The organism is Prosthecobacter sp. (assembly GCF_044378005.1).
Lineage (GTDB): Bacteria > Verrucomicrobiota > Verrucomicrobiia > Verrucomicrobiales > Verrucomicrobiaceae > Prosthecobacter.
The window spans coordinates 1-20,335 of the sequence record NZ_JBILYB010000110.1 but is presented as its reverse complement, the minus strand read 5'-3'; the positions used below and the strand labels follow the sequence as shown (position 1 = coordinate 20,335).

Below are 20,335 nucleotides of genomic sequence, written 5' to 3'. Positions count from 1 at the left end.
CTCGCGCGCCAGCGGCTCCAACGATGATCCATCCACACTCATCCCCGCCAGAAAGCGTGCCTCATCATGAGGTGCCGCCGCGTGGGCAGAGGCAAAGCCGAACATCAGCGAAAAAAGAAGAATGCAGGACTTCATGACAGGTCCGTTTCCATACCGGAACGCCTACGTGTGATCAATCAACATTGCTGTCCCCCCTCCAGCGCCCCAGCATGTTGGAGACCTCACACCACCGGCTTGCGGGCGATCACCTTCATCTCCCCGATGTAGAGCGGCACGATCCACTGGCGAAGTTTTCGCGGCAGGATGACCGAGGCCAGCTTCATCACGCGATAGATCAGCGGATTGAACTCGATGAACTGCGTGAGCCCGTAATCATAAGTCAGCGGTTTGAACGTACGGCTCACCACCACCGGCTCCAACCCGACCTTGATCATCAGCGCGCGGATGATCTCATGATCAAAGTAGTGCAGATGCTCCTCCGGAATATAAAACCACCAGCGCGCGCCCATCAGCCGGGCATAAAGGCTCGACTTGTCCGGCATGGTCAGCGCCGCGTGGCCACCGGGTTTCAGGCGGGCGACGATGTCTTGTAAAAACGTCAACGGATCCAGCACATGCTCCAGCACATCAAAGGCCGTGATGCAGTCAAAGTCCGGTCCGGCGGGCACTTCCTCCAGCGCTCCGCAGCGCACAGGCAGTCCGGCCTCCACCGCCTGGGCCACCGCCACACGGGAGAGTTCCACCCCTTCCGCCTGCGCTCCCAGCGCCGCCGCTTCGCGGACAAAGACACCATTTGCGCAGCCCACATCCAGCCACCGGCCCTGCGGCCTGATCCAGGGCGTGATCTCTTTCAGCCGCTGCCTGGCCGTCATCGTCTTCATCTGCTCCGCAGACGTAAAGGTCTGATACATCCCACTGTCGAACTGCGCATCATAGTAACTCTGAAGTTCCTCCAGCGTAGGCAGAGGCACCTGCATCTCCAGACCGCATTTCTGGCAGACCCAGAACTGGCGGCCCTTCTTTTCAAACAACCAACGCAGTGGATTTTCCCCGCAGAGCGGACACGTGGCATTTACACCGGAATGAATAGCAGACATCGAGTACGCTCCACTCACTCTCAGATTCTGGCAAATGCCCAGTCCCTCAGGAGCAAAAGAATCACGGAACCACTCACTCCAAGACGCTTAGTGCCACGGCCGTCGCGCCTTGGGGTCTGAAACCAAAAGTGTGTGATGCAATAACCGTGGCTCCTCCTCGCTGAAGAGAAACAATTCCTGTCCAAGATTTCTCCCCCCGTGTCTGTATTAGCCGATGATGACTTCCCTTCCACACCACGAGACTCTCACGAATCGTCGCGACTTCCTGCGCCGCGCTGGCGGTGGCTTTGGGGCTTTGGCGGCGGCGGCCATCCTGGGCGAAGACTCCGCCATGGCAGCGCTCGGCGATGCCGGGGGCGCGGCTGGCAACCCGATGTCCGCGAAGCTGGCGCATCGCATGGGCAAGGCGAAGAGCGTCATTTTCCTCTTCATGGAGGGCGGCCCTAGCCATCTCGATCTCTTTGATCCGAAGCCGCTGCTGCGTCAGCTCGCCGGCCAGCAACTGCCGCCCAGCTTCGGCAGTGTGATCACTGCGATGGGTGAAAGCCGCGCGCCTTTGCTCGCTGACAAACGCGAGTGGAAGCAGCATGGCGAAAGCGGTCTCTGGATCAGCGACTGGCTGCCGCACACGGCCCGCATGGCCGATGACCTCTGCGTGATCCGCTCCTGCGTCTCCGATGGCATCAATCACGCCGGCGGTGTCTGCTCAATGAACACAGGCAGCATCTTCGGCGGTCGTCCCTCCCTCGGTGCCTGGGTGAACTACGGGCTCGGCACGATGAATCAAAACCTGCCCGCCTTTGTCGTGATCAAGGACACCGACGCGCAGGTGGTCAATGGCGTGCGCAACTGGGGCAGCGGCTTCATGCCTGCTGTGTATCAAGGCACGAATTTCGAGCCCGATGGCACGCCCATCGCGAATCTCAACGCGCCGAAAGGCATCGGCCAGGACCGCCAGTTGGCGAAACTCTCCTTCCTCGACAAACTCAACCGCGACTTTGGTCGTGAGCGTACGGACAACACGCAGCTCGACGCCCGCATCAAAGCCTACGAGCTGGCTTTCCGCATGCAGTCCCAGGCTCCCGAAGCCGTGGACCTGAACAAGGAATCTGCGGCGACGAAGCAGCTCTACGGTATCGACGATCCGAAGACGGCCACCTTTGGCCGCAATTGCCTGCTCGCGCGCCGCCTCGTGGAGCGTGGCGTGCGTTTCATCCAGCTTTACTCCGGCTCTGGCAGCAAATGGGACGCGCATGACAAGATCGAGGAGAACCACACGAAGTATTGCGGCGAGACAGACAAGCCCGTGGCCGGTCTGCTCATGGATCTGAAAGCACGCGGACTGCTCGACGAAACACTCGTCATCTGGGGCGGCGAGTTTGGCCGCACGCCGATGAGTGAGAAAGGCGATGGCCGCGATCACAACCCCACGGGCTTCACCATGTGGATGGCGGGCGGAGGCATCAAAGGCGGTCAGGTAATCGGTGCCACCGACGATCTCGGCCTGCGTGCTGCGGACCAGAAAATGCACGTCCACGACCTGCACGCGACCATTCTACACCTCATGGGCATCGACCACACGAAGCTGGTCTATAAATACAAAGGCCGCCCCGAGCGCATCGACATGAATGAGGGCAATGCCTTCACGAAAATGAAGATGACGTGAGACGAGCGGGAGGGCGCTCAACCTGCATTATCAGGCATTCGTGATGCGGATTTCTTGAAATGCACGGGAACCCGGACGAAGTGAGATTTTCCCACCCTCATGGCCACGCTCAAAGTCCGCAAACTCAAGTCCTTCCCCGCCGAGATCTCTGTCCCTGGAGATAAAAGCATCAGCCACCGTGCCGCAATGTTCGCTGGCATGGCGAATGGCACAACGGTGATCGAGGGCTTCCTGCCCAGCGAGGACTGCCTCTGCACGGTGAAGGCGATGGAGGCGATGGGCGCAGTCGTGGAGCCTCTGGAAGAACTCGAAGGCGTGGGCCTGGTGAAGATGGCCATCACGGGCCATGGACCGAAGCTGAAGGCACCGACGGGGCCAATCGACTGCGGAAACTCTGGGACGACCATCCGTCTGCTCTCGGGGATTCTGGCAGGCCAGGATTTCACGGCGGAGATGATCGGTGATGCATCGCTCTCCAAGCGTCCGATGAAGCGCGTGGCGGACCCGCTGGCGCTGATGGGCGCAAAGGTGGAAGGCCAGGGCGAGAAAATTTGCGCACCGCTGCGCATCACAGGCAGCCCGTTGAAGCCGATCACTTACACGCTGCCCATGGCGAGTGCGCAGGTGAAGAGCGCCGTGCTTCTGGCGGGGATGTTTGCACCGGGCAAGACGACGGTGATCGAGCCAGTGGCGACGCGGAATCACACGGAGCGGATCATGAGTCATTTCGGCGTGAAATGGTTGCGCGATGGCAATGCGATCTCGGTCTATGGCGGACAGGTGCCTCGCGCGACGGACATCGTGGTGCCGGGGGACATTTCGAGCGCGGCTTTCTGGATGGTGGCCGCTGCGGCTAGTCCGGGGCAGCAGATCACTTTGACGAATGTGGGCCTGAATCCGACCCGCACGGGAGTGATTTCGGTGTTGCTGAAAATGGGCGCGCATATCGCCAGCTACGAGACGGACAGCACGGGCGAACCGCGTGGGAACGTCGTCGTGCAAGGCGGTGAGCTGAATGCGACGGTGATCGGCGGGGAAGAGATCCCGAACGTGATCGATGAACTGCCGATCCTGGCGGTGGCGGGAGCGCTGGCACGTGGGAACACACTGATCAAGGACGCCCGCGAACTGCGAGTGAAGGAGACGGACCGCATCGCCGCTGTGGCGGAGAATCTGCGCCGCATGGGCGTGACGGTGATCGAGTATGAAGACGGGATGGAGATCATCGGCGGCGCGAAGCTGACCGGAGCGACGATCACGACGTATCACGATCATCGCATCGCCATGGCCTTTGCCATCGCAGGCATGTTTGCCGAAGGGGAGACGATCATCGAAGGCAGCGAGTGCATCAACACGAGTTACCCCGGCTTTGAACTCGATCTAGCGCTCTTCCAGAAGGCGGATGCAGGAGTGGCTCCGATCCGGGTGCTCTCGCGTGTGCCTCGGGATGTGGCGAGCCGTCTGCGCGAGGGCTGAGTTTACTCGGGCGACCTTCAATACACGATCTGCACTTCGTCTCCGACATTGCAGATGCCGAAGAATTTCCGCGCCTTGTCGTATGGGAGGCGGATGCAGCCGTGTGAGGCGGGACGCCCGGTGACGTAGCCGCTGTGCAGGCCGATGGCGCTGCAATTCAGCCTCATGAAGAAGGGCATGGCGACATGGTAGAGAGTGGAGGTCCAGGAGCGGTGTTTGTCCGTGATGACATAGCGGCCAGCAGGAGTTTTGTAGCCTTCCCGACCCGTGGAGACTGGGCAGGTGTCGATGATCTGGCCTTCTTTGGTGACCCAGGCACGCTGCTTGGAGAGGTCGATGGTGACGAGGATCTGCGGCTCGGACTCGGGCTGTCTGCCGAGGATGATGCGCATGAGGAAAAGATAGCCCTGGTTGGCTGCGAAGTTGATGGGGTAACGGTGATACCGGGTGGTACACTTCGACGTGCTGGCACCCCAGCGCAGAAGTTCCGCCGCACCTTCGACATCACCACGAGCGGAGCAGGCAATCAGGGGGGTGACACCACGATCACTCTCCATGGCATTCTTGAGATCTTTGATGGTGACACGGTCCAGCAGAGCCTTGGTGATCGGTGTGGAGAAGCGGATGTTGGGATCAGCCCCAGCAGACAGCAAGGCGCGGTAGATTTCGGTGCCTCGGCGCAGTGAGGCAAGAGGGAGGGGCGGCTGCTTCTCAAACCCAAGCTTGGTGACATCCGCACCACCATAGAGGAGAGCGCGCACGCTTTTCGCCGCGCCATAACGCACCGCGGCGCAGAGGATAGTGTCGCCGCCGGGGGTGGGCTCGTTGACATCGGCACCGTGGGAGATGAGCTCACCCACCCACTCATCATCATCGAGAAGCGCGGCGTAGTGCAGCAAAGGCAGTCCGCCGATTTCAGGGATCTCCGTGCGGAAAAGCATCTGCACGTCATCGTGCAAAGCCGTCCACTTCCAGGGTTCTGGGGCTGGCTTGGCAGGAGCAGCGGGCTTGGGGGCCGGAGTTGCCGCCATTGGCGTAGGAGTGATTGAAGCAGCGGCTGGTTGAGTGTTTGCTGTGTCGAGTTTTGCGGCCGGTGAAACGGCTGTCGAAGAGGGCGCAGTTAAAAGATTCTCCGGCTTTGTCGGCTGCACATGACTGGTGGAGAGCGGGCTTGGCACCTGAATTGCCGTAGGATTCGCGCGCACGGAGTCGTGACCATAAAACAAAATCGCTGCGACGAGCACTCCCACCGCCACGACAGCCATGAAGAAGCCGTAGAAAATCGACAGCAACTCAGTGAGGAATCTTTGAAACCATGTGGTTTTCCGGGTCATCGGGGCGCAATCATTAGCGGCATGCAATCATGAGTCGAGCCACTATTTGCATCCGATGAAGGCTGATTGCATGATGTCTTCTCATTCACGATAGAACCCAGCCATTTCGTTATATTTAACAACCATGAAACTCACTGACATCCGCATCATCGACGCCTCGGTCTATTTCCTCCCCGTGAGCATGCGGGTGCCACTGAAGTTCGGGCCTGAGACGGTGACAAATGCCGTTTGCCTGCGGGTGAAAGTGAGCGTGCAGGACCGCAGCGGACGCACGGCGGAAGGCTGGGGCGAGACACCGCTGAGCGTGTCCTGGGTCTGGCCCAGCACTCTGAGTGTGGAAGTGCGGACACAGCGTATGAAGGACTTCTCCATCAGTCTGGCGAAGAAACTGGTGGCGAGCGGTCTGGAAGGTCACCCCATGGAGATCGGGGCGGACTTCATCCACGGTCCGCTGGCAGAGACTTTGAAAACGGCGAACATGGAAGCGGGTGGCCCGGAGATGCCTTATCTAGGCTCGCTGGTGGCTTTCAGCGCCTTCGACATCGCCGTTCATGATGCCTTTGGCAATCTGCTGGGTCGTGATGTGTATGAGACCTACGGGCCGGAATTCATGACGCGAGATCTGAGCGCCTATGTGCAGGCGGAGGAGGGCAGCGGCATCGATTTCCGGGGGAGGTTCCCTCAGGATTACTTCTCTAAAAACGTGCCAACGAAACTGCCCGTGTGGCATCTCGTCGGCGGTGTGGATGCACTGGAAGCTTCCGACCTCACGGGCAGCGAGCCGAACGATGCTCACCCACTCCTGCTCGCCGACTGGGTCCAGCGGGATGGCTTGAAATGCCTGAAGGTAAAGCTCCGCGGCACCGATGCTGCGTGGGACTATGAGCGCATGGTGCGCGTAGGGAGGATCGGCTTTGCGAATGGCGTGCGCTGGCTCAGTGCGGACTTCAACTGCACGGTCAAAGATCCCGCCTATGTGAACGAGATCACGGATCGTCTGCTGGCCGAAGAACCGGAAATTTACGCCCGCACTCTGTATGTGGAGCAGCCCTTCCCGTATGATCTGGAGGCGCACATGATCGACGTTCGCAGTGTCTCAGCACGCAAGCCGCTCTTCCTGGATGAGAGCGCGCATGACTGGGAGTTTGTGCGTCTGGGTCGCCGCCTGGGCTGGAGTGGTGTGGCCCTGAAGACCTGCAAAACACAAACGGGCGCGCTGCTCAGTCTCTGCTGGGCCAAGGCCCACGGAATGCCGCTGATGGTGCAGGATCTGACAAACCCAATGCTGGCCATCATCCCGCATGTGCGTCTGGCAGCTCACGCTGGCACCATCCAGGGCGTGGAGTGCAATGCGATGCAGTTTTATCCAGATGCCTCAGTCATCGAGGAGCGCGTGCACGCCGGACTCTACCGCCGCCGCGAGGGCGTGGTGGACCTCAGCACACTGGGTGGCAGCGGCTTTGGCTACCGTGTGGCAGAGATCGGGCGTGAGTTGCCAAAGCCGAGTGACGGATGATGCAAACCGGCCATCATTCGTGACAAATGATTCACTGATCCTGACAAATACCTTGCGAGATTGGCCTTGCCGAAACGCTGCAAAGTCATGATCTTAAGCTAGTGCGGAGTGCCCAACCAGCTCTGCCACTTATCGCTAACCTGAGCCAGAATCTTATGAAGACAAACTCCACCCTGCGTCTGCTGTCCATGATCCTCCTGGCTGCGGCACTCATCAGTTGCCAACTGCCACCGCGCTACGCCATGCGTGAGATTCAAAGCAAGGGCCTGTTTAACTACCTGAACAGCGACTACAGCACGGTTTCACCCAGTTACTATGCTTCCGCCGCACCGTTCCAGCTTCAGCGCCCGTATGCCGAGCCGCGTCCGGTGAACCCGATCCCCTACCGCTCCACCTACCACACGAATCGTAACCTGAAGGCCGACTACAATCGCGTCCCCTACCGCCCGAAGACGGTGGCTCGCTCCTCCTCATCCAGCAAAAAAAAATCCACTCCGTCCCCAGTCGCCAAGGCAGGATCTGATCTGCCGCCCAGCCTCGCCAACACGACCCCGAAGAAGGAAAGCCCAAGCCCGGAAGTCACCAAGATCCCCGCCGAGAGCCTCCCCTACGGCACATCGGTTTCAGGACGTCCTGGGATGGTCACCAGTCCATTTGCTCTCAAGCATCAGTTGGTGGACGTGAGCGGACTCGCCCCCGGAGATGCGGTCAAAGATCCCTATTCGGGCAAGCTCTTCCGTGTGCCGCCCACTCAGCAGGCTGCCGACAAGCCTAAAGCGAGCGAAGCCCCGTCCCCTGAGCCCAAAGAATCTCCCAAACCCTCAGCTCCCGTGGAAGAAGCGGCTGCTGGGGACACCAAACCGAGTCCCAAGCCCTGATCGCTTCGACTCCCGACTCCTCTGACAAACCCGGCAGCTCATCCCTGCCGGGTTTTTTGTGCCTTTGCAGCGCCGCATTCCTCTGAATGAATGGGAGCTTGGGGCGCGTGGTATGTAGCCCCCCGCATGTCATCCTTTCTGTCCCGTCATCCCATCCTCCGTCTCGTGGCCTCGCCGCAGCATCTGTGGCGCACCATGTCCCTGGGACTGAAGAGCATCTGGCTGAACAAGCTGCGCTCATTCCTCACGGCCCTCGGTGTCATCTTTGGCGTCGCTTCGGTGATCGCCATGCTCGCCATCGGTGAAGGTGCCAGCCATGAGGCGCAGGAGCAGATCCGCCGCCTCGGCAGCCAGAACATCATTCTCGAAAGCGTGAAACCGCCAGACGGCCAGGGTTCGGGTGCCGAGACACGAAGCATGGTCATCGAATACGGCCTCACCCTCCGTGACATCCAGCAGATCCGCCAGACCGTGCCGGAGATTGAGGTCGTCGTGCCCTCGCGCATCCTGAGTGAAAACATCTGGAACTTCGACCGCAGCGTGGACGGGCAGATCCTCGGGGTGCTGCCCATCTACCCACAAATGCGCAACCGCCAGATGCAGAGCGGACGCTTTTTCAGCGATCTGGAGATGGAGGGCAAACTGCCCGTGTGCGTGATCAACGAAAGCGCTGCCACCAAACTCTTCCCCCTGTCCACCCCCCTGGGGAAATCCATCCGCGTCAAAGGCTACTACTACAACATCCTCGGCATCATCCAGAACGAAGGCGCACGCGTGGAGGAGAGTGCCATCAAGTCCGCAGACGCGCAGATCTTCATCCCCTACACCACGCTGATGGATCAGTATGGCGAGACCTTTTTCCGCATGAGAAGCGGCAGCTTCGAGGCCGAAAAGGTCGAGTTCCATGAGGCCGTCGTGCGGGTCAAAGACGTGAACCAGGTGGAAAGCCGCGCCGAGGCCATCCGCCAGATCCTCACCACCAATCACAAAAAGGAAGACTGGCGCATCATCGTCCCCGTGGAGTTGCTGCGGCAGGCAGAGCGAACGAAGCAGATCTTCAGCATCGTGCTCGGCAGCATCGCCGCCATCTCCCTCGTCGTCGGCGGCATCGGCATCATGAACATCATGCTCGCCAGCGTCACTGAACGCACCCGCGAGATCGGCATCCGCCGTGCCATGGGCGCACGGCAGGCGGACATCGTCGTGCAGTTCCTCATCGAGACCGTGCTGCTGTCCGGCGCCGGTGGGGTGATGGGCGTCGTGCTTGGCATCGCCATCCCCATCGCCGTGCAGCACTTCGCCGGAGTCACCACCGTGGTGAAGTTCTGGTCCCCTGCCCTCGCCTTCCTGATCTCCGTCATCACCGGCATCGCCTTCGGCATCTACCCCGCACGTCGAGCGGCCATGATGAATCCGGTCGAAGCACTCCGGCACGAGTGATCACGGACGCGTGAGACTCACGGCCACGTGATCACAGCCGGGAAGGATGCGTTTCCGCAACTCGATCGTCACGCGCCCGGCACCAAATTCATTCAAAAGGCAGGCCGCCATCTCTGCCGCGAGCGTTTCGATGAGCTGCCTCGGCCTTTCAGCCGCGAGGGCCCGCAGGCGCAGCGCCACAGCGGCGTAATCCACCGTCGAGGAAAGCTGGTCCTGCATCGTCTCAAAGCGCGTCGGCACGGTGAAGGAGACATCGGCCTGAAGGGTCTGCCAAGCAGCGCGTTCCTCCTCAGGCACGCCGATACGGACGGGCAACTCCAAGCCGCGCAGATGGATGTTATCGGAGGTGTTCATCTCAAAAGATCAGCGCTTTTTACCGCCGTCGCGCTCACGTTTGATCTTCTCGAAGCCCATCTGGATGAAGGTGAAGTCACGGCAATGTGCCTTGGCATCTTCCAGCGTGATGAAGTCATAGCTGAGAAGGTGCAACAAGCTGTCGTCGATGGTGTGCATGCCGTCACGTCCACCGATCTGGATGAGGCTGGGAAGCTGCTGGAGGCGCTGATCGCGGATGCAGGAAGCGATGGCGTTATTGATCATCATGACCTCGGAGGCCATCACGCGGCCCTCTCCGTCCGAACGGCGGATCAGGTGCTGGCAGACGATACCGCGCAGGCAGTGACTGAGCTGCGAGGCCACGTAGTCCTGCTGCTCTTTCGGGTAGCTGTCCAAAATGCGCGTGATGGTGGAGGGCACATCCGTGGTGTGCAGTGTGCTGATGACCAGATGACCAGTCTCCGCCGCCGTCAGCGCCGTGCGCATCGTCTCCAGATCGCGCAGCTCACTGACGGTAATGACGTTCACGTCCTGCCGCAGCGCGCTCTTCATCGCCCGGGCAAATTCATGCGTATCAAACCCGACCTGACGCTGGCGGATGAGGCTGTGCCCGTGCTGGAAGACGAACTCGATGGGATCTTCGATCGTGACGATGTTGCAGGAGCGCTCGCGAGCGATCTGCTGGGTCATGCTGCAAAGCGTCGTGGTTTTACCGCTGTTGCTCACGCCCGTGATGAGGATGAGGCCATCGCGAATCTTGCACATGCCTTCCACGGTCGGGCCATGGCCCAGGTTCGCCAGATCCGGGATCACATCCGGGATGTAGCGGAAGTTCCCCTCAATGCGGCCCATGCAAAAGCAGGCGTTGCCACGGAAGCGCCCGAGGTTTTCCACCTCGATGGCGAAGTCCAGCTCCCACTCCTGCTCCAGCTTGGACCGTTGCGTGTCCTTCAGACCGCCGAGGATCAGTTCACGCACATCATTGGAGTCCAGCACCTCCTCCGTCACAGGGGTCATCCGCCCGTGCAGACGCATCGTCGGCGCAGCGCCGGGGGAAAGATGGAGGTCGGAAGCCCCGGCCTGCATGGCCATGGCGAGGTATTCGATGAGATCGTATTGGCGCATAAGAAAATGGAGGCCGCAGTAAATCGGTTGCCCTCAGTTATGTCGAGTCGCGAAAAATAAATTCGTAGCGCCACGGAGACTCCACCGAATGACCTGCGCGATCAGATTCTTGTCCCAGGCATGACATGACTCGTATCCACGATTGCAGCAGCGTGACCACACGCCATTGCTACCCGTACCCAGTCATGTCCCCAGCCGAACGCATCGCCCATCTCCGCCACTCCATGCCCGCCGAAGGCATGTTTCGGGACAAGGAATGGGTGCTCTCCCCCGAGGCCTTCCCTCTCAATGCCCCGACCCTTTCGCTCATCGAGTCTCTCGGTCCCGCTCTTCGTGCCTTCCAGCGCGCCTGCAACAATCTCTACTTCACCAGCCTGGAGCAGCCCGATCTCGCCTGGGTCGCCCGACTGCTCGACCAGGGCAAACCCGCCCGCGTCGTGCAGCTCAGTCGTCATGAGCGCTGGCGGGCAGACCTGCCCAGCGTCCTGCGTCCCGACCTCGTCCTCACCGAAGATGGCGTAGCGATCTCCGAGCTTGATTCCCTGCCCGGCGGCATCGGTTTGACCGGCTGGCTGGGAGAAACCTACGCCACCATGGGCCAAAGCGTCATCGGTGGCCGCGATGGCATGGTCGCAGGCTTCGCCGCCGCCTTTCCGCAGGAGGACATCCTCATCTCCCGCGAGTCGGGCGACTATCAGCCCGAGATGGAATGGCTCGTCGGCAAGCTCAACGACAGCTCCAGCAGCCTGCCTCGCCGCGTGATGAATCCCTGGAATCTCACCCCGAACGAACTCCACGGTAGCAGCATCTACCGCTTCTTCGAGCTGTTCGATCTCGACCACGTCGATCTCTCCTTTGAGATGCTACGCATGGCCGAGCACGGCGAGCTTCAGTTCACTCCACCGCTGAAAGCCTTCCTCGAAGAAAAACTCTGGCTCGTGCTTTTCTGGTCTCCCCAGCTCCAAAACTTCTGGCACTCCGCACTGAGCACTGAGCATTTGGCACTTCTGAAGCGCTGCATCCCCGAGGGCTGGGTCGTCGATCCCGCCCCGCTGCCTCCCCACGCCGTCCTCCCCGGACTCGACATCCACTCCTGGGATGAAGTGAAGCGCTTCGGCAGCAAGCAACGCGAGCTCGTGCTGAAGATCAGCGGCTTCTCCGAGATCGGCTGGGGCTCCCGCAGCGTCTCCATCGGCCACGATCTCTCCCAGGAAGAATGGGCCAAGGCGCTCGATGAAGCACTGGTCAGCTTCCCCACGAATCCCTTCGTGCTCCAGCGCTTCCACAAAGCCAAAGTCGTGCAGCATCCCGCCTGGAATGAAGAGCGGCAGGTCAGTGCCATGATGAAATCTCGCGTTCGTCTCTGCCCCTACTACTTCGTCCCTCAGGGCACCGAGGAAATCCAGCTCGGCGGTGTGCTCGCCACCGTCTGCCCGGCGGATAAAAAGATCCTCCACGGGATGCGGGATGCGATGATGCTGCCGTGTGTCGCTCACTGAGTCAGCGCAGCCAAGCTTCTTCGCCTACTCGCAGTGTGGAACGGCGAGTAAAACCGCCGAAGTTTCTTGAAGGAACCAACGGCGGCTCATGATCTTCCGAGCAGCGGGTTACTTCGCCTTCTTCACCTTCTCAGGCAGGCCTTGGCCGGGCTTGAGATCGAGATTGGCGACCATGTCCGCCTCCGTCACTTCCGAGGCCACACCAGCGGCAGGCACGTCTGCCTTGGCTGACCAAAGGATGGCGTTGAGCACGAGTTTGCGCTGATCGTTGTTCGCCCAGCCTTTGTGGAAATGACCGCCGGTGAAGCCGAAACCACGGCCACCGCCCTCACGCTCTGCCGCCCAGGCGACGTGCTGCTTTTCCTTGTTCTTCACCGACTCACGCACCGCAGGGTTGCCGCTGTGATGGCCATCCGGGCGGCTCATCGTCGAGTCAGGAGCCACATCACTGAGGATCGGTGTCACGCCCTTCATGCCTGCACGGAAGCGCATGTAGAAGTACCATTCGTCGTTGGTGGCAAAGGGCTTCACGCCGCTGCTGATCGGATGCGCGGGGAACTCCTTGAAGTTCGCGTCCCAGTGCGGGTTGACGCTCCAGTTGATCTCAAAGCAGCCGCCCATCCAGTCGATGAATTCCTTGTTCCCCTTCTCGATCGTCGGCTCCACCGCGTAATGCAGCGTCACAAAGCCGCAGCCGCGCTTCATCTCCACATCGAGCTGGGCCAGACGGCCTTCCTGAAGCGCGGGATGTCCGCCACCACCGTCGGAGTAAATGACCACCGTGTCCGCTTTCGAAAGCTCTTCCTGCGAGGGCCACTCGCCATTGAGGTGATACTTGATCTCCACCTGCTCCCCAGCGCCCTGCTCAAGGCATTTCTTCAGCAGTTGGATGCCCGCATTGTGCTCATGCTGACCAGGGCCATGCGAAGGCTTCCCCGCGATCATGACGATGGATTTCTTATCCGCGGCAGAGAGCGGGGTCAGGGCCGCCAGAGCAAAGGCAGCGAGATTAAAAAGGATGGGCTTCATGGATGGAGTTGGAAACGGTAAAACCGTGGCAAGCAAACGCCCGCTGACCAGCCGCCATTTCAAAGATGCCGCGTCTTCCCCTCTCCGCATCTCCGCTTCTCCGCAGTCATTTTGTTGACCAGAATCAGCCGCAGATTCAGGGAAGCCACCGATATTCTTTCCCAACTCAAACCATCGGCGGTTTTCCTGAATCTGTGGCAAAAGCTGATCAATCTGGCCTTAAACTCAATGGTGCTGCACCTCATCCCCGAGTTGAAAACTCGTTCTACGCCCGTCTCATGAACCCGGCAAGGTTCACCGCCTGTAGGCCGTAGGCCTGCTCAACCTTGGTAAACCCGTCGCCGAAGTCGTCCAAGAGTTGGAGGTCCCCGCGCACGGTGATTTTCCCATCCTCGTGCTGCGGCATTTCCGCCAAATACAGCGAGCGCACAAAGAGCACGTCGCCCTGCTGCTCGACGGCACCGCCCTTTTTGTCTTTCTCACCGCTGGCTGGCACGGGTGACATGCGCCACTCGCCGGCCCAGCGCAGGCTGGTGGGCAGTTTCACATCGAGGCGTGTGCGGATCATCGGATTGCCCTCGGGAACGGAAGCGTAGGCGTGCCAACCATCGCGGATTCTCATGCGCACGACGAGCGTCATGCGGTCGCCAATCCCGACATACGACAGGTCGTTCGCCGTCGCGAAACCAGCGGCGACTGAAACTGGCGCGGCGTCTGTGGTATTTGGCTGGACGAACGCCGCGACGACGTTGCGCACATAGTCCTGCATCGGCCCCGCACCTGCCGGACCGGTGAAAAAGCGGTAGCCGTAGGAGTCGGAGAAGTAGAGCTGCTTGCGGTTTGCCTTCAGCCAGTCGCTCCACTCGGCCTGCCCGTCGAAGGCGAGGCCGGTGTAACGCGTGAGCACGCGCCGGGCACGGGCAGAAGCGGATTCATCGTCGAGCTGGCTGATGCATTTTTCCAGCAGGCGGATGTCATTGTTGGGGATTCCGAGTGCGCGGACGTCCTCATCTATTGAAAGCGCGGAGGTGCCCGGCGGCACCCAGATGAAGCTCTCCTGGCCCTCGTAGATCGCTTTGAGTTTAGCCTGATCCCTGTTGGTTTGCTTGATCACCTCATCAGGAACCCATTCGGCCAGCAATTGCGGCGTGAAATAGGGTGAGTCAATAGCCCCCATCGCGTCACCTCGGTGCTTCACGCCTCGACGCACGGTCTGCACGGCACCATCGAACTGCTTCATGTAAACGATGGTGTTCACGAACACTCGGCGGGCCTCCTCGGTCATGATGCGCGGATCACCCGCCGGCCCCCAGTGGAAAATATTGGCCTCGCGCGCAAGGGCGATGCCGTGATCGCCTTTAAGGTTGATGCCGCCGGAGATGATCTCGGAATCCTCCGCCTCAAGGAGATGCTCACCGCTCACCACCAAGCCGGGCAGGAAAGGCTCGCTAACCATCAGCGGTGCGTGGACGGTCCACGACCGCACAGGCCGCTGGGTTTCCAGATCAATCTCGTCCACGAGCGTCGGACTCACGGGGCGCGGCCCTCGGAAGATGGCATGATCGGAGCGGAGATCGTGGAGACGGTTGTCGAGGCAGGCGCACAGCCAGTCAAACTTGGACCCGCGCAGGATGCAATTGCGCACGCCCGCCATGCCGATGGTGACGGCGGGCCGGGTGAAAGCGCGGGCCGCAGCAGCAGGAAGCCTGTCGTCCAACACGAGCACTTCCGCAGCCTGTGCTCGTTCCGCAGAAAATTCGGCCGCAGTGCAGGTATCAACCTTGGTGAACTGGCTTGAGAGGAACTCGCGGAAGGCAGCGGCGCGGGCGGTATTTTTGATCTTTCGGTCTTCGTCAGTGACTCCTGGAAGAGCCACGTGGGCTATGCCGTTGCCGGAACCCACATAGAGCACTCGTAGCGGAATCAGTGCGTCTTGAGCGGGTGCGGCGGCGAGTGAGCCGACAAAAGTGAATGGCAGGAATGCGCCGAGGGCGACAAATAGAGGTATTTTCATGGAATGGGATTCGGGGAGACTGAGAAGCGCTGAAGTTGTGCGGCAGCACGGTTCGCCATCTGCCGGAACACATAGAAAGGGACGCGACTCTGCGGTCGAACGTCATTGTCCGCCATTCGCTCGACCAGCGACCACCTGCGCAAGAGCGACTCGCTCGCTCTCAGAGATCGCGGCGCGGCGAATCCATTGCTCGGCGGCAGTTCGGCGCTGGGCACTGCTGAGGTCCACATTCGTCAATGCTTCAGCGCGGGCTTGGGAGGCACTGGCAGCGGGGAGTTTGAGAGTCCAGTCGAGCGCGGTCGCGAGCTGGCCTTTCTGGGCGAGGCTCTGGGCTACCCACACGGCGGCGTTTGCCATTAGGGCGGGATCGACGTTGCTCAGATCAATGGTGGCCAATTGGAAGGCGAAGTCTTGCTCGGGCGCGTCGAGCCATCCGCCCAAGTGACCAAGATCAGTGACCGCACTCGACTGCCATCCTGGCTGGCCATACTTCGCCATGAAAGCGATGGCTTCGGCGGGATTGTTGGAGCTGCGATTCCGCGCGAGCCGGACCATCCATTGGTTGTATTCAGGTTCCTGGCGCAGGGCGGCAAGAATGGGTGCGACCTTCGCTTCGGGTAGGTATCGCGCTCCGTAGGCGAGCTTGCTGATCCATTGCTCATTGATGGGCAGACCTTGAGCCTGAGCGAAGGCAAAGGCAGCTTCAGGATCGGACTCCATCCAGTTGGTGGCGACCGTGGAGACGAGTTCCGCGCGGTCCTCGTTGGCGAGCAGCGAGGCCACCCAGGCGGCGGCCTCTCGTGGGGACTTCCGGGTCCAGTCGGTGAGCATATGCTGCGAGCTTGCGACCTGGTCATTCACCTCCGCAGAGTTGATGAGATTTTGCAGCGCCAGCTTCGGGTCGCCATTGGCCTTGGCCTCAAAATAGGCCGCCAGTGCGCGGTCGCGATTCTTCGGGTCGGTGATGGTTTGGGCAATCGTCGTCTCGTTGATCGCAGCAGAGTTGGCACCGACTTTCATGAAGCCCAGGAGGAGATGCTCGTTGGTTGCTTGTCCGGCATGTTGCAGGGCGGCTGCGGGATCAACTTTGAGCCATTGCGCGTAGAACGGCGCCGCGCACTCCTCGGTGTATCTCGCGAGTTGGGTCTCCCTGCCGGTGCTATTCGCAGCTTTCGTGACCCACTCGGACAACTCGCTGAACGAAGTGGCCGGATCACCTGCCATGGCGAGCAGCATCTTCGCTAAGCCCGTGTCTGTGATTAAACCCGAGTTCGCGGCTTGGCGGAGTTGATCCGCGCTGAGTCTCGGTGCGAGGCCCAGGATGAGTTTGCTCCGCTCCTCGGCATCGGGATAGCGCATGACCACGCCGAAGACCTGATCTTGGCTGCCACCAGACACCATCAGCTGATACATGCCCTCGATGATCTTGCCGGTGTCCAGACCCGCAGCCTGAGTCCGCGCCCAAATGGAGCCGGGATCGTCCAGGTCTGCGACCCACAGCCGGGCGTAGTCTGCCAAGCTGGGATCGGGGCCAGCTTCCACAAACGCCGCCCACTCTTCCGGATGGCTGCGCACCCAGGGCGCGATGAAGGCAGGGAATTTGACCTTATCCGTGCCTGACACCCCGGAAATCCACGCCACCGCTTCGAGGGGTGACTCCTTTAACCAGGCCACCATCAGCGCGTTTATCAGATCAGCCCTCTCGCCTCTCGTTCGATTGTCCCCCAGGATCTGGGCGTTCGGGTGGAGTGCCACCACGCGGTCATACTCAGCGCGCGACAAGGTAATGCCCAAGGCACGCATGGTGGCGAATCGCTTCTCGCTATTCATCTCCCGGTAGATGGGAGTCCAGAGCCGCTCGCGATCATCTTTGGATAGCTTCGGTGTCTTTGCCCAAATGCGTTTCGCCTCGGCGAGCAAGCGCTCCTTCCTCTTTTGGTCGGCGGATGCCGATGCGGACCCAGATGCCGATCCCGATGTTACTTGTGACAAAGCTGAGCTTGGAGATGTCGCCGAGACCGTGGCCTGCGGCCTGGACCCAAACCATCGTGCGATCCAGGACTCCTTCGAGGCGAGATCATAGCCCGCAGCGCAGGCGGTGACGAGTAGGGCAGGCACGACGATCGTCTGGAGATTCAAGCCAAGCAGCATGGCCAGCAGCGTTGCTCCCGTCGTTGTGGTAGCACCACTGCCGATGCTGCTGAGGGCGATCTTTTGCAGCGAGGCGAGCAATGAAGCGGGCGCGGCTTCGGCCGAGGCAGCGACCATCATCGAGCTGATAGCCACACCACAGAGTAGGCCTTTGTTCTTCAGTCGTGTGCGCAGGTGATCGAGGCTTTGCTCCAGCAAACGTGAGACGGAGGACTGGCTGATGCCCAGGCGTGTGGCGATGTCTGTCTGGGTGCGGCTTTCGAGGTAGTGCTCGATGATCACCATGCGCTCGTCGGATGCCAACTCAGCCAGAGCTTCATCAAAGACTGGCTCCAGTTCCTCCCAGGTGCATTCGCGGCCTTCGCTGATGGCGCTCGCAGCGGCCTCGTAGCGATGCCTTGTGGATTCAGCGCGGACGACATCGCAAGCTCTGCGCCAGGCGACACGATGCAGCCAGGCACCGACGGACTCGGTGACGGAGCGGCCCTTGCGTGCGAGTTCCAGGAAGGTCTCTTGGGAAACGTCTTCAGCCAACGCGGCGTCGCGGGTGATGCGCCTCGCCGTGGCAAAGACCATACTGGCATGATGACGCACGATGGACTGAAAGGCGCTGGCATCGCCTGACTCATGATAGCGCTGAAGATGGAGGAGATCGGTTTGCATGGTTTCAACCTGAAGGTCGAATGCAGTTGAGCGATTATGCAGAAAAAGATGTGGGCAGCCAGACTTGTCGGTCAGAGAAAGCCTGAGACCGGAAGGATACAGCTACGTGATTTAGACTGGTTCACAAAAGTTATGCGCTTTAGCGCGGAATGGCATTGCAGGCAGGTTTGTTAACTTCTCGCCCGTGCCGACTCACCGTGCTCTTTTGCGGCGTTTGCGCGTGGCAAATCTCTGCACCAAGGGACAGAGGCCAGGAATTCATTGCGCTCCAAGATTCACCGCAAGCTTCCATGAACATGGGCAAGCATGTGATCATGCGAACCGAGGAGCAGGCGAGGCATGAACCGCTGCCTTTGCCGGATGGCCTCAGCTCTGATCAGGCAAAAGTGGTGCTCGCCGCGCAGGGCCTCCAACTGGTGCTCGTCCGCAACAGCGCAGGCAAAGTTGTCCGCATTCACTTCATTGAACGGTGACCCGATGTGAACCGACCCGCGGGTTCGGAACTGGCCAGTGCCCCTCATTGCATGTCTCACCCCCCAGCTTCGCCTTGAGCCGCTCCTGCCAGTTCTTGTGCTTTTGTTTGAAGACCTGGAAGTCGCGATACTCGTCGGGTGAGATGCGGCCGTCTTGGTCTTCGTCGATGGCATCGAAGACCCATTCGTAGCCGGGCTTGGATTGGTTCGATTCATCGCGGGAGTTCCAGCCAGCGGCGCTGGTTTCGTTGAGTTCGAGAATCTGGCGGGCATCTAGCAGGGCAAGGCGGTAGCGCAGAGCAGCACGCGGGCAGTGTGGGATTGGCGACTCCCCGTCCGAGCTTCCCGAGGTATGCCCGACTCACGTCAGTCTCGAATCTGCTGCAAGCGTCTCGGTAGCCGCGCGCGGATGCGCTCGGCGTAGTCGTGGGCTTCGTGATTGCGGGCATCTGGCATGGTGGGTCATCCCCAGAGTTCGTTGAACATGAGTTGCTTTTCGGTGGCGTTCAGCGGGGAGCGGGCGACGGCGTTCCAGGCGGTGTTGATGTCTTGCCGTGCCCAGCTTTGGGCGATGAGGGTGGCCATTTTCATGCGTTTATTTTCGCAAGGGATGCATGGAAGCAAGGCGAGCGCGGAAGCGGGGTCGTCGGGGAGATGACGATAGATGGCTTGTTCGACGGTGGGATCATTCGTGCCTGTCTCTTGATGCAAAGTGGCATGCGAGGATGGATGCGCGGGCATGTCAATGGGCTGCAAACTCAAGCCGCAGTTGGGCCTGTTTTCGCAGGGTAGCGTTGAGCCAGAGCGCGCGGCCGTCCCAGGCGTAGTCGGCGGCGGCCAGTTCGCGACCGTTCAGTTCCACGCGTGCCAGTATCTTTGGCGCACCTTGTAGTTCGAAGACGGGATGAACGCAGGGTGTTGCGGGCTTGAGGGTGAGCGAGACGATGGGCTTTTCGACGGTGAGGAGCGTGGCGCGGCGTTCGCTGTTGTAGGAGGGGCTTTGCAAGCGTGCGCCTTCAGCCTGGATCTGCGGTGGGGTGGTGAAACTGAGGGACCATTCGAGGAGGCGTGTGTCATCGGCGTCGCTGAGGCCGATGAGCCAGGCCCATTTTTCGACCTGCATCTTGCGTGTGACGCCGAGGGCATCAGGCATGTCGGCGGTGCGGCTTTCGAGGGACTGTGGGCGGCGGTGGCCCCAGGACATCATGGCGTTGTGCGCGGGGGTCATGGAGGCGAGGTCGTCGATGTTGATGCCGGTGGGTTTGCGTCGGGCGAGCGGCAGATGATTGCCCCAGTAGAAAGGCGTGACCATTTGCCCCTGGCTGTAGAACGGGCGGTAGGCGGTGGAGGGCAGTCGCTTCCATCCGGGGTTGAAGTAAATCGCTGCGAGGGACTCACGGTTGCCAAAGCGGATGCGGTAGAGCGGCGGCAGTTCGCCGGAGAGCAGCTTTTCGTAATCGCGCTCCTGATCGAGGATGGGGAACTTCAGCTCGCGCTTGGTGCCATCGCGGAAGAGCACGTCCACGAGGTTCTCCGGCAGCACGCGGAGCGGATAGGCGGCGGGCGGCGTGAGGATGAGAAGCTCCTCGATCTCGTATTCGGCCTTGGGTTCGCTTTGCAGCGTGACGGTGCGCGAGC

17 protein-coding genes are annotated in these 20,335 nt (G+C 60.6%); 7 read left to right on the top strand and 10 right to left on the bottom strand.

Annotated elements, in window-relative coordinates:
* Positions 1-221 precede the first annotated feature (221 nt).
* Positions 222-1,097 (bottom strand): class I SAM-dependent methyltransferase, encoded by an 876-nt coding sequence (locus AC6FTP_RS18675; protein WP_497208426.1) that lies wholly within the window; start codon positions 1,095-1,097, stop codon positions 222-224.
* 214 nt (positions 1,098-1,311) lie between these two features.
* Between AC6FTP_RS18675 and AC6FTP_RS18670 the strand changes: the two genes are divergently transcribed.
* Positions 1,312-2,763: a DUF1501 domain-containing protein gene (locus tag AC6FTP_RS18670; protein WP_497208425.1), complete on the top strand. Its 1,452-nt coding sequence runs from the start codon at positions 1,312-1,314 to the stop codon at positions 2,761-2,763.
* Positions 2,764-2,862: 99 nt separating this feature from the next.
* Positions 2,863-4,239 (top strand): 3-phosphoshikimate 1-carboxyvinyltransferase, encoded by a 1,377-nt coding sequence (aroA, locus tag AC6FTP_RS18665; RefSeq protein WP_497208424.1) that lies wholly within the window; start codon positions 2,863-2,865, stop codon positions 4,237-4,239.
* Between the two features lie 17 nt (positions 4,240-4,256).
* On the opposite strand, the gene AC6FTP_RS18660 is transcribed toward aroA, so the two are convergent.
* Positions 4,257-5,573 (bottom strand): L,D-transpeptidase family protein, encoded by a 1,317-nt coding sequence (locus AC6FTP_RS18660; RefSeq protein WP_497208423.1) that lies wholly within the window; start codon positions 5,571-5,573, stop codon positions 4,257-4,259.
* A 124-nt stretch (positions 5,574-5,697) separates the two neighbouring features.
* Between AC6FTP_RS18660 and AC6FTP_RS18655 the strand changes: the two genes are divergently transcribed.
* The 3 genes from AC6FTP_RS18655 to AC6FTP_RS18645 all read left to right on the top strand — a co-directional run bounded on the left by AC6FTP_RS18655 (position 5,698) and on the right by AC6FTP_RS18645 (position 9,407).
* Positions 5,698-7,089: an enolase C-terminal domain-like protein gene (locus tag AC6FTP_RS18655; RefSeq protein ID WP_497208422.1), complete on the top strand. Its 1,392-nt coding sequence runs from the start codon at positions 5,698-5,700 to the stop codon at positions 7,087-7,089.
* Between the two features lie 155 nt (positions 7,090-7,244).
* On the top strand, positions 7,245-7,967 hold the full coding sequence (locus tag AC6FTP_RS18650; protein ID WP_497208421.1) for a hypothetical protein: 723 nt from the start codon (positions 7,245-7,247) through the stop codon (positions 7,965-7,967).
* Between the two features lie 126 nt (positions 7,968-8,093).
* Positions 8,094-9,407, top strand: a complete 1,314-nt coding sequence (locus tag AC6FTP_RS18645) for an ABC transporter permease (RefSeq protein ID WP_497208420.1) — start codon at positions 8,094-8,096, stop codon at positions 9,405-9,407.
* On the opposite strand, the gene AC6FTP_RS18640 is transcribed toward AC6FTP_RS18645, so the two are convergent.
* Together AC6FTP_RS18640 and AC6FTP_RS18635 are read right to left on the bottom strand one after the other, a co-directional pair.
* Entirely contained in the window at positions 9,408-9,761 is a 354-nt protein-coding gene (locus AC6FTP_RS18640; protein ID WP_497208419.1) for a dihydroneopterin aldolase, read from the bottom strand.
* A 9-nt stretch (positions 9,762-9,770) separates the two neighbouring features.
* Positions 9,771-10,868, bottom strand: a complete 1,098-nt coding sequence (locus tag AC6FTP_RS18635) for a type IV pilus twitching motility protein PilT (RefSeq protein WP_497208418.1) — start codon at positions 10,866-10,868, stop codon at positions 9,771-9,773.
* 185 nt (positions 10,869-11,053) lie between these two features.
* On the opposite strand from AC6FTP_RS18635, the gene AC6FTP_RS18630 reads away from it, so the two are divergent.
* Entirely contained in the window at positions 11,054-12,367 is a 1,314-nt protein-coding gene (locus tag AC6FTP_RS18630) for a hypothetical protein (protein WP_497208417.1), read from the top strand.
* Between the two features lie 108 nt (positions 12,368-12,475).
* Here AC6FTP_RS18630 and AC6FTP_RS18625 read toward each other — a convergent pair whose 3' ends face one another.
* From AC6FTP_RS18625 to AC6FTP_RS18615, 3 genes are all read right to left on the bottom strand, one after another.
* Positions 12,476-13,396 (bottom strand): ThuA domain-containing protein, encoded by a 921-nt coding sequence (locus AC6FTP_RS18625; RefSeq protein WP_497208416.1) that lies wholly within the window; start codon positions 13,394-13,396, stop codon positions 12,476-12,478.
* 265 nt (positions 13,397-13,661) lie between these two features.
* Positions 13,662-15,410, bottom strand: coding sequence for a hypothetical protein (locus tag AC6FTP_RS18620; RefSeq protein WP_497208415.1), 1,749 nt, complete (start codon positions 15,408-15,410; stop codon positions 13,662-13,664).
* Positions 15,411-15,512: 102 nt separating this feature from the next.
* Positions 15,513-18,224 (bottom strand): RNA polymerase sigma factor, encoded by a 2,712-nt coding sequence (locus AC6FTP_RS18615; protein WP_497208414.1) that lies wholly within the window; start codon positions 18,222-18,224, stop codon positions 15,513-15,515.
* A gap of 290 nt (positions 18,225-18,514) precedes the next feature.
* On the opposite strand from AC6FTP_RS18615, the gene AC6FTP_RS18610 reads away from it, so the two are divergent.
* Positions 18,515-18,697, top strand: a complete 183-nt coding sequence (locus AC6FTP_RS18610) for a hypothetical protein (protein ID WP_497208413.1) — start codon at positions 18,515-18,517, stop codon at positions 18,695-18,697.
* Here AC6FTP_RS18610 and AC6FTP_RS18605 read toward each other — a convergent pair.
* The 3 genes from AC6FTP_RS18605 to AC6FTP_RS18595 all read right to left on the bottom strand — a co-directional run.
* Positions 18,684-18,959 carry a hypothetical protein gene (locus tag AC6FTP_RS18605; protein ID WP_497208427.1) on the bottom strand — a complete coding sequence of 92 codons (276 nt, stop codon included), beginning with the start codon at positions 18,957-18,959 and terminating at the stop codon, positions 18,684-18,686. The genes AC6FTP_RS18610 and AC6FTP_RS18605 overlap by 14 nt on opposite strands.
* A gap of 200 nt (positions 18,960-19,159) precedes the next feature.
* Positions 19,160-19,438, bottom strand: a complete 279-nt coding sequence (locus AC6FTP_RS18600; RefSeq protein WP_497208412.1) for a hypothetical protein — start codon at positions 19,436-19,438, stop codon at positions 19,160-19,162.
* Position 19,439: 1 nt separating this feature from the next.
* A partial coding sequence (locus AC6FTP_RS18595) for a hypothetical protein (RefSeq protein WP_497208411.1) occupies positions 19,440-20,335 on the bottom strand: 896 nt, incomplete at its 5' end.

What these genes read in the sequence shown, in the direction of transcription:
- AC6FTP_RS18655 (WP_497208422.1), top strand. Translation starts at nt 5,698, where the DNA reads ATGAAACTCACTGACATCCGCATCATCGACGCCTCGGTCTATTTCCTC.
- aroA (WP_497208424.1), top strand. Translation starts at nt 2,863, where the DNA reads ATGGCCACGCTCAAAGTCCGCAAACTCAAGTCCTTCCCCGCCGAGATC.
- AC6FTP_RS18620 (WP_497208415.1), bottom strand. Translation starts at nt 15,410, where the DNA reads ATGAAAATACCTCTATTTGTCGCCCTCGGCGCATTCCTGCCATTCACT.
- AC6FTP_RS18630 (WP_497208417.1), top strand. Translation starts at nt 11,054, where the DNA reads ATGTCCCCAGCCGAACGCATCGCCCATCTCCGCCACTCCATGCCCGCC.
- AC6FTP_RS18650 (WP_497208421.1), top strand. Translation starts at nt 7,245, where the DNA reads ATGAAGACAAACTCCACCCTGCGTCTGCTGTCCATGATCCTCCTGGCT.
- AC6FTP_RS18645 (WP_497208420.1), top strand. Translation starts at nt 8,094, where the DNA reads ATGTCATCCTTTCTGTCCCGTCATCCCATCCTCCGTCTCGTGGCCTCG.
- AC6FTP_RS18670 (WP_497208425.1), top strand. Translation starts at nt 1,312, where the DNA reads ATGATGACTTCCCTTCCACACCACGAGACTCTCACGAATCGTCGCGAC.
- AC6FTP_RS18600 (WP_497208412.1), bottom strand. Translation starts at nt 19,438, where the DNA reads ATGCCCGCGCATCCATCCTCGCATGCCACTTTGCATCAAGAGACAGGC.
- AC6FTP_RS18625 (WP_497208416.1), bottom strand. Translation starts at nt 13,396, where the DNA reads ATGAAGCCCATCCTTTTTAATCTCGCTGCCTTTGCTCTGGCGGCCCTG.
- AC6FTP_RS18615 (WP_497208414.1), bottom strand. Translation starts at nt 18,224, where the DNA reads ATGCAAACCGATCTCCTCCATCTTCAGCGCTATCATGAGTCAGGCGAT.
- AC6FTP_RS18635 (WP_497208418.1), bottom strand. Translation starts at nt 10,868, where the DNA reads ATGCGCCAATACGATCTCATCGAATACCTCGCCATGGCCATGCAGGCC.
- AC6FTP_RS18675 (WP_497208426.1), bottom strand. Translation starts at nt 1,097, where the DNA reads ATGTCTGCTATTCATTCCGGTGTAAATGCCACGTGTCCGCTCTGCGGG.
- AC6FTP_RS18640 (WP_497208419.1), bottom strand. Translation starts at nt 9,761, where the DNA reads ATGAACACCTCCGATAACATCCATCTGCGCGGCTTGGAGTTGCCCGTC.
- AC6FTP_RS18660 (WP_497208423.1), bottom strand. Translation starts at nt 5,573, where the DNA reads ATGACCCGGAAAACCACATGGTTTCAAAGATTCCTCACTGAGTTGCTG.
- AC6FTP_RS18610 (WP_497208413.1), top strand. Translation starts at nt 18,515, where the DNA reads ATGAACATGGGCAAGCATGTGATCATGCGAACCGAGGAGCAGGCGAGG.